At 75.9% G+C, this 7,160-nt stretch carries 1 protein-coding gene; it reads left to right on the top strand.

What is annotated here, in order from left to right:
* Positions 1 to 10: 10 nt before the first annotated feature.
* Positions 11 to 7,153 carry an SDR family NAD(P)-dependent oxidoreductase gene (locus tag Actob_RS31995; protein ID WP_407653727.1) on the top strand — a complete coding sequence of 2,381 codons (7,143 nt, stop codon included), beginning with the start codon at positions 11 to 13 and terminating at the stop codon, positions 7,151 to 7,153.
* Positions 7,154 to 7,160 lie beyond the last annotated feature (7 nt).

Here is a 7,160-nt window from a genome sequence, read left to right as displayed (position 1 = left end):
CGTGATCGGGATGTCCTGCCGGGTGCCCGGCGCCGAGGACGTCCCGGCGTTCTGGCGCCTGCTGCGGGACGGGGTCGACGCGATCACCGACCCGCCGCCCGGGCGGTGGCCGGACGACGTACCGGAGGAGCTGCTGCCGGCGGGCATGCGCCGGGGCGGCTACCTCGACCGGATCGCCGACTTCGACGCCGCGTTCTTCGGCGTCTCGGCGCGCGAGGCCGCGGCCATGGACCCGCGCCAGCGGCTCGCCCTGGAGCTGAGCTGGGAGGCCCTGGAGGGCGCCGGGGTGGTGCCGGCCGACGTGCACGGCAGCACCACGGCGGTGTACCTGGGCGCCACCGGTGACGACTACGCCACGCTGGTCCACCAGCACGGGGCCGGGGCGGTGTCGGCCCACTCGCTCGCCGGGCTGAGCCGGGGACTGATCGCCAACCGGGTGTCCTACCGGTTCGGCTTGCGCGGGCCGAGTTTGACGGTGGACACCGCGCAGTCGTCCTCGCTGGTCGCCGTCCACCTGGCCTGCGAGAGCCTGCGCTCCGGCGCGGCCGGGCTGGCCCTGGCCGGCGGCGTGCACCTGAACCTGGTACCGGACGGGACGCTGGCCTTCGCCCGGGCCCGGGCGCTGTCGCCGGACGGGCGCTGCCACACGTTCGACGCCCGGGCCAACGGCTTCGTCCGGGGCGAGGGCGGCGGCGTCGTGGTGCTCAAGCGGCTGGCCGACGCGGTGGCGGACGGTGACCGGATCGCCTGCGTGCTGCTCGCCGGCGCGGTCAACAACGACGGTGGCGGGCCGGGACTCACCGTTCCCGACGCCGCCGCGCAGGAGACGCTGCTGCGAGAGGCGTACGACCGGGCCGGTGCCGACCCGGCGCGCGTCCACTACGTCGAGCTGCACGGCACCGGCACCCGGGTCGGCGATCCGGTCGAGGCCGCCGCGCTCGGCGCGGTGTTCGGTGCCGGCCGGGCCGGTGACGAGCCGCTGCTGGTCGGCTCGGTCAAGACGAACATCGGTCACCTCGACGGCGCCTCCGGGGTGATCGGTCTGATCAAGGTGGCGCTGGCCCTGCGGCACGGCACGGTCCCGGCCAGCCTGAACCACACCGCGCCGAACCCGGCGATCCCGCTGGACCGCTGGCGCCTGCGGGTCAGCACCACCGCCCAGCCGTGGCCCGCCGACGCCGGGCTCGCCGGGGTCAGCTCGTTCGGCATCGGCGGCACGAACTGCCACGTCGTGGTCGCCGCCGGGCCACGGATCACGCCGGCGCCCGCGCCCGCGCCGGCGGTCACGCCGGTGCCGCTCTCCGGGCACTCCGCCGCGGCGTTGCGCGCACAGGCCGCGCGACTGCGCGACTGGGTCGCCGCCGACCCCGAGCTGTCCCTGGCCGACATCGGCTTCTCCGCCGCGACGACCCGGTCCGCGCTGGAGCACCGCGCCGTGGTGGTCGCCGCCGACCGGGCGGAACTGCTCGCCGGCCTGGCCGCGCTGGCCGCCGGGCGGCCCGCGCCGCCGGTTCCGGCGTTCGCCGAGCAGGTGGACGCGTACCTGCGGGGCGCACCGGTGGAGTGGGCCGCGGTGCTGCCGCGCGGCCGCGTCGTGGACCTGCCGACCTACCCGTTCCAGCGGCAGAGGCACTGGCTGACCGAGGTGGCGTCCGAGGCGGCGCCGGTGGACGCGCTCGGCGAGCGGGACCTGTGGGATCTGGTCCACGCCGAGACCGCCGAACTGCTGGGGCACGCGGACCCGGGCGCGATCGAGAGCGACCGGCCGTTCGAGGAGCTGGGCTTCGACTCGGTCACCTCGATCGACCTGTGCAACCGGCTCAGCCTCGCCACCGGCCTGCCGCTGCCGGACACCCTGCTCTTCGACCAGCCGACGCCGGAGATGCTCGTCCGCCATCTGATCTCGTTGCGTACGACGGACCCGGCGCCCGCCGTGACCCCCGCCCCGGCCCCGCGCGCCGACGCCGGCGACGCCATCGCCATCGTGGGCATGGCCTGCCGTTTCCCCGGTGGGGTGAGCTCGCCCGAGGACCTGTGGCGGCTGGTCACCGACGAGGTCGACGCGATCTCCGGGTTCCCGTCCGACCGTGGCTGGAGCGTCACCGCCGGCACACCGGAGCAGCCGGCTCGCGGCGGCTTCCTGGACGCCGCGGGTGACTTCGACGCCGGGTTCTTCCGGATCAGCCCGCGCGAGGCACTGGCCATGGATCCGCAGCAGCGGCTGCTGCTGGAGGTGTCCTGGGAGGCCCTGGAACGCGCCCGGCTCGACCCGGCCGGACTGCGGGGCAGCCGGACCGCCGTCTACGTCGGCGTGATGGGGCAGGACTACGTGCCCCGCCTGCACGAGACGCCGGAGAGCTTCGCCGGGCACGCGCTGACCGGCGGGGCGCCCAGCGTGGCCTCCGGCCGGGTGGCGTACGCCCTCGGCCTGGAGGGCCCGGCCGTGTCGGTGGACACGGCGTGTTCGTCGTCGCTGGTGGCGATGCATCTCGCGGCGCAGGCGCTGCGGTCCGGCGAGTGCTCCCTGGCCCTGGCCGGCGGCGCGACGGTGATGTCCACCCCCGGGATGTTCGTCGAGTTCGCCCGCCAGCGGGGCCTCTCGCCCGACGGCCGGTGCAAGGCGTTCTCGGACGCCGCCGACGGGACCGGCTGGGCCGAGGGTGTCGGCGTGGTGGTGCTGGAGCGGTTGTCCGACGCGCGCCGCAACGGCCACGAGGTCCTCGCGGTCCTGCGTGGATCCGCTGTCAACCAGGACGGCGCCAGCAACGGCCTGACCGCGCCGAATGGTCCGTCGCAGCAGCGGGTGATCCGGGATGCGCTGGCGGTGGCGGGGTTGTCCGGGGCTGATGTGGATGTGGTGGAGGCGCACGGTACGGGTACGGCGTTGGGTGATCCGATCGAGGCGCAGGCGTTGCTGGCGACGTATGGGCAGGGTCGGGCGGAGCCGTTGTGGCTGGGGTCGTTGAAGTCGAACATCGGTCATGCGCAGGCGGCGGCGGGTGTCGGTGGTGTGATCAAGATGGTGATGGCGTTGCGGCATGGGGTGTTGCCGCGGTCGTTGCATGTTGATCGGCCGTCGTCGCATGTGGATTGGTCGGCGGGTGCGGTGCGGTTGTTGACCGAGCGGCGGTCGTGGCCGGTGGTGGGTCGGGTGCGGCGGGCCGGGGTGTCGTCGTTCGGGATCAGTGGGACGAATGCGCATGTGATCGTGGAGCAGGCGCCGGAGGTTGCGGCGGAGCCGGTGCCGGCGGGTCCGGAGTCGCCGGTGCCGGTGGTGGTGTCGGCGCGTTCGGTGCCGGCGTTGCGGGTGCAGGCGGCGCGGTTGCGGGATCGGGTGGCTTCCGATGCGGATCTGTCGGTCGCTGATGTGGCGTTCTCGTCGGTGGCGACTCGTTCGGCGCTGGAGCAGCGGGCCGTGGTGGTCGCCGCCGATCGGGACGAGTTGCTGGCCGGGCTGAACGCCGTGGCCACCGGCGAGGTGCCGGCAAGCTCCCCGCGCGCCGGCCGGACCGCGTTCGTCTTCACCGGCGGTGGCGCGCAGCGACTCGGCATGGGACGCCGGCTCGCGGCCACCCAGCCGGTCTTCGCCGCTGCGCTCGACGAGGTCTGCGCCGAGCTCGACAAGCACCTGGAACGACCGCTGCGCGAGATCCTGCACGCCGAGCCGGGCACCCCGGAAGCGGCCCTGCTGGACCGGATCGGCTGGATGCAGACGGCCATCTTCGCCTTCCAGGTCGCCCTGTTCCGGCTGCTCGGCTCCTGGCGCGTGCGACCCGACTTCGTGGCCGGTCACTCCACCGGCGAACTGGCCGCCGCTCACGTGGCCGGCGTGCTCTCCCTGCCGGACGCCTGCGCGCTCGTCGCCGCCCGTGGCCGGTTGCAGCAGGAACTCCCGGCCGGCGGCGCCATGGTCGCGCTGGGCGTGCCGGAGGCCGAGGTGCTGCCCCTGCTCACGGAGCGGGTCGCGATCGCCGCGGTGAACGGGCCGTCCTCGGTGGTCGTCGCCGGCGACGAGGACGCCGTGCTGGCCATCGCCGGCCGGATCGAGGCGACCGGGCGGCCGGTCAAGCGGCTGCGCATCTCGCACGCCTCGCACTCGCCGCTGATGGAGCCGATGCTGCCGCGCCTGCGCGCGGTGGCCGAGACGCTCACCTTCCACGAGCCGGTCATCCCGATGGCCGCCCGCGAGCCGCAGACCGCCGAGCGCTGGGTCCGCCACGTGCGCGGCACCGTCCGGTTCGCCGACGACGTCGCGTGGCTGGCCGAGCGGGGCGTGACCACGTTCGTCGAGATCGGGCCGGACGCCGCCCTGGTGCCGATGCTGGAGGAATGCCTGGCCGGCCGGGACGCGCTGGTCGTGGCGACGCAGCGGCGCGACCGGGACGAGGCCCGCGAGGTGGTGACCGCCGTCGGCCGGCTCCACGCGCACGGCGTCCCGGCCGACCTGCCGGCGCTGGCCGCCGGCGGGCGCGTGGTGGACCTGCCGACGTACGCGTTCCAGCCGGAGCGCTACTGGCTCGACGGTGTCGCCGGTCAGGACCTGTTGCCGCAGGTCGCCGAGCTGGCCGACGGCGGGCTGGTGCGTACCGGCCGGCTGTCGCCGGGAACCCGCCCGTGGCTGGCCGACCACCGGGTGCACGGCGCGATCGTGGTGCCGGGCACCGCCCTGCTGGAGATGGCGCTGGGCGTCGGCGACACGGTGGACGAGCTCACCATGCTGGCCCCGCTCACCATCCCCGAGCGGGGCGAGGTGGAGGTCCAGCTGTCGGCCGCCGCGCCGGACCGGGCCGGCGGCCGGGACCTGCGGATCCACGCTCGCGGCGAGGACGGTGAGTGGCGGCTGCACGCCACCGGCCGGGTGACCGGGGGCCGGGCCGGCGAGACCACCGCGGCGGTGCTCACCGAGTGGCCGCCGGCCGGCGCCACCGCCCTCGACCACGCCGGCTGGTACGCCGACCTGGCCGCGCGCGGCCTGGAGTACGGCCCGCTGTTCCGCAACGTGCACGCGGTGTGGCAGCGGGGCGAGGAGCTCTTCGCCGAGGTCGCGCTGACCGGCGAGCCCGGCCCGTTCGCGATCCACCCGGCCCTGCTCGACGCCGTGCTGCACCCGCTCGTCGCGGTACGCGGCTCCGGCACGGTACTGCCGTTCTCCTGGACCGGCGTCCGGCTGGGCCGGGTCGGCGCCACCCGGCTGCGCGCCCGGATCACCGCGGACGGGGCGCTGATCGTCGCGGACGGCGCCGGGTTCGCGGTGCTGACGGTGGACGGGCTGAGCCTGCGGCCGTTTGACGCCCGCCGCTTCCACCCGAAGCTGTTCCAGGTCGAGTGGCGCGAGGTGGGCGCCGCCCAGCCCGGCCCGGCCACGGTGCTCACGGTGCCGCCGGGCGCTCCCGGGGCGACCGCCGAGAAGGTGCTCCGGGAGGTCCAGGACTGGCTCCGGGTGCACGGCGGGGACGGCACGGCGCTGGCGGTCGTCACCCGGCGGGCGGTGGCGGTGACGCCGGACGAGGACGTGGACAGCGCCGCCAGCACGGTGTGGGGGCTGCTCCGGCCGGTACAGACCGAGTTCCCGGGCCAGATCTTTCTGATCGACACGGACGGCATCGGCACGGACGGCATCGGCACGGACGGCGTCGACACGGACGGCATCGGCACGGACGGCATCGGCACGGACGGCGTCGGCACGGACGGCGTCGCGCCGGACGGCGTCCCGCTGCGGGACGAGCCGCAGCTGGCCGTGCGCGCGGGCCGCCTGTTCATCCCCCGGGTGGCGCGCGGCTCGGTGCCGCCGCCCGACCCGGACCGGCGGTTCGGCGACGGCGGCACGGTGCTGATCACCGGTGGCACCGGCGGGCTGGGAGCGCTGGTCGCCCGACGACTGGTGCAGCGGCACGGCGTACGCCGGCTGTTGCTCCTCAGCCGCAGTGGGACCGCGCCGGCCGAGCTGACCGATGAGCTCGCGGATCTCGGCGCCTCGGTGTCGGTGGCGGCCTGTGACGTCACCGATCGCGCGGCCCTGGCCGCGGTGCTGGCGGCCGTTCCGGACGCCGCGCCGCTGCGCGCGGTGGTCCACGCGGCGGGCGTGATGGACGACGCCGCCGCCCTGTCGCTCACCCCGGAACGCCTGCACGCGGCACTGGCCCCGAAGGTCGACGGCGCGTGGCACCTGCACGAGCTGACCCGCGACGCCGGGCTGACGGCGTTCGTGCTGTTCTCGTCGGTGACGGCGACGGTCGGCTTCGCCGGGCAGGCGGGCTACGCGGCGGCCAACGCGTTCCTCGACGGCCTGGCCCAGCACCGGCGGGCCAACGGGCTGCCGGCCGTGGCGCTCGGCTGGGGTCTGTGGGAGCGGAGCACCGGGATGACCGAGCGGCTCCGGGACGCCGACAAGGAGCGGGTCCGCCGCACCGGCGTGCGCCTGCTGCCCACCGGCGACGGGCTGGACCTGCTCGACCTCGGCCTGTACGCGGACCGGGCCCACCTGCTGCCCGCCTGGCTCGACACCACCGGGCCGGACGTGCGCCCACCGGCGATCCTGCACGGCCTCGCCCGGCCGGTGGCCGCCGACCGGCCGCGGGACCGCGCGACCGCCGCCGACCCGAGCACACCGGCCCTGCGGGACCGGCTGCTCGCGGTGCCGGAGCACGACCGGGAGCGCACCGTGCGGCAGCTGGTGCAGACCGAGATCACGGCGGTGCTGCGCCGGCCCGGCACCGCCACCGTGCCGGCCGAACGCGGCTTCGTGGACCTCGGCTTCGACTCGCTGACCGCGCTGGAGCTGCGGCAACGGCTGACCGCCCGGACCGGGGTCACCCTGCCGCCCACCGTGATCTTCGACTATCCGAGCCCGGCCGCGCTGGCCGGGCACCTCCTGCACCGGCTGCTGCCGGAGCCGGAACCCGCACCCGAACCGCAGCCCGGGCCGGCCGAGCCGCCGGTACTGGCCGCACTGGACCTGCTGGCCGAGGGCGTGGCCGCCGTCGACGACGAGACGCTGCGATCGACGGCCACCGCCCGGCTCTGGGACCTCCTCGCCACCCTCACCACGGGGGCCGCACCGGCCGCCCCGGTCGCCGACCGGCAGGTCGAGGACGCGAGCGAGGAAGAGCTGTTCGCCATGATCGAAGACGAGCTGGGGAGACCGCGACCGTGAGCGACGA

The sequence above is a fragment of the Actinoplanes oblitus genome, from assembly GCF_030252345.1.
GTDB lineage: Bacteria > Actinomycetota > Actinomycetes > Mycobacteriales > Micromonosporaceae > Actinoplanes > Actinoplanes oblitus.
This window is presented reverse-complemented; position numbering and strand designations above follow the sequence as displayed.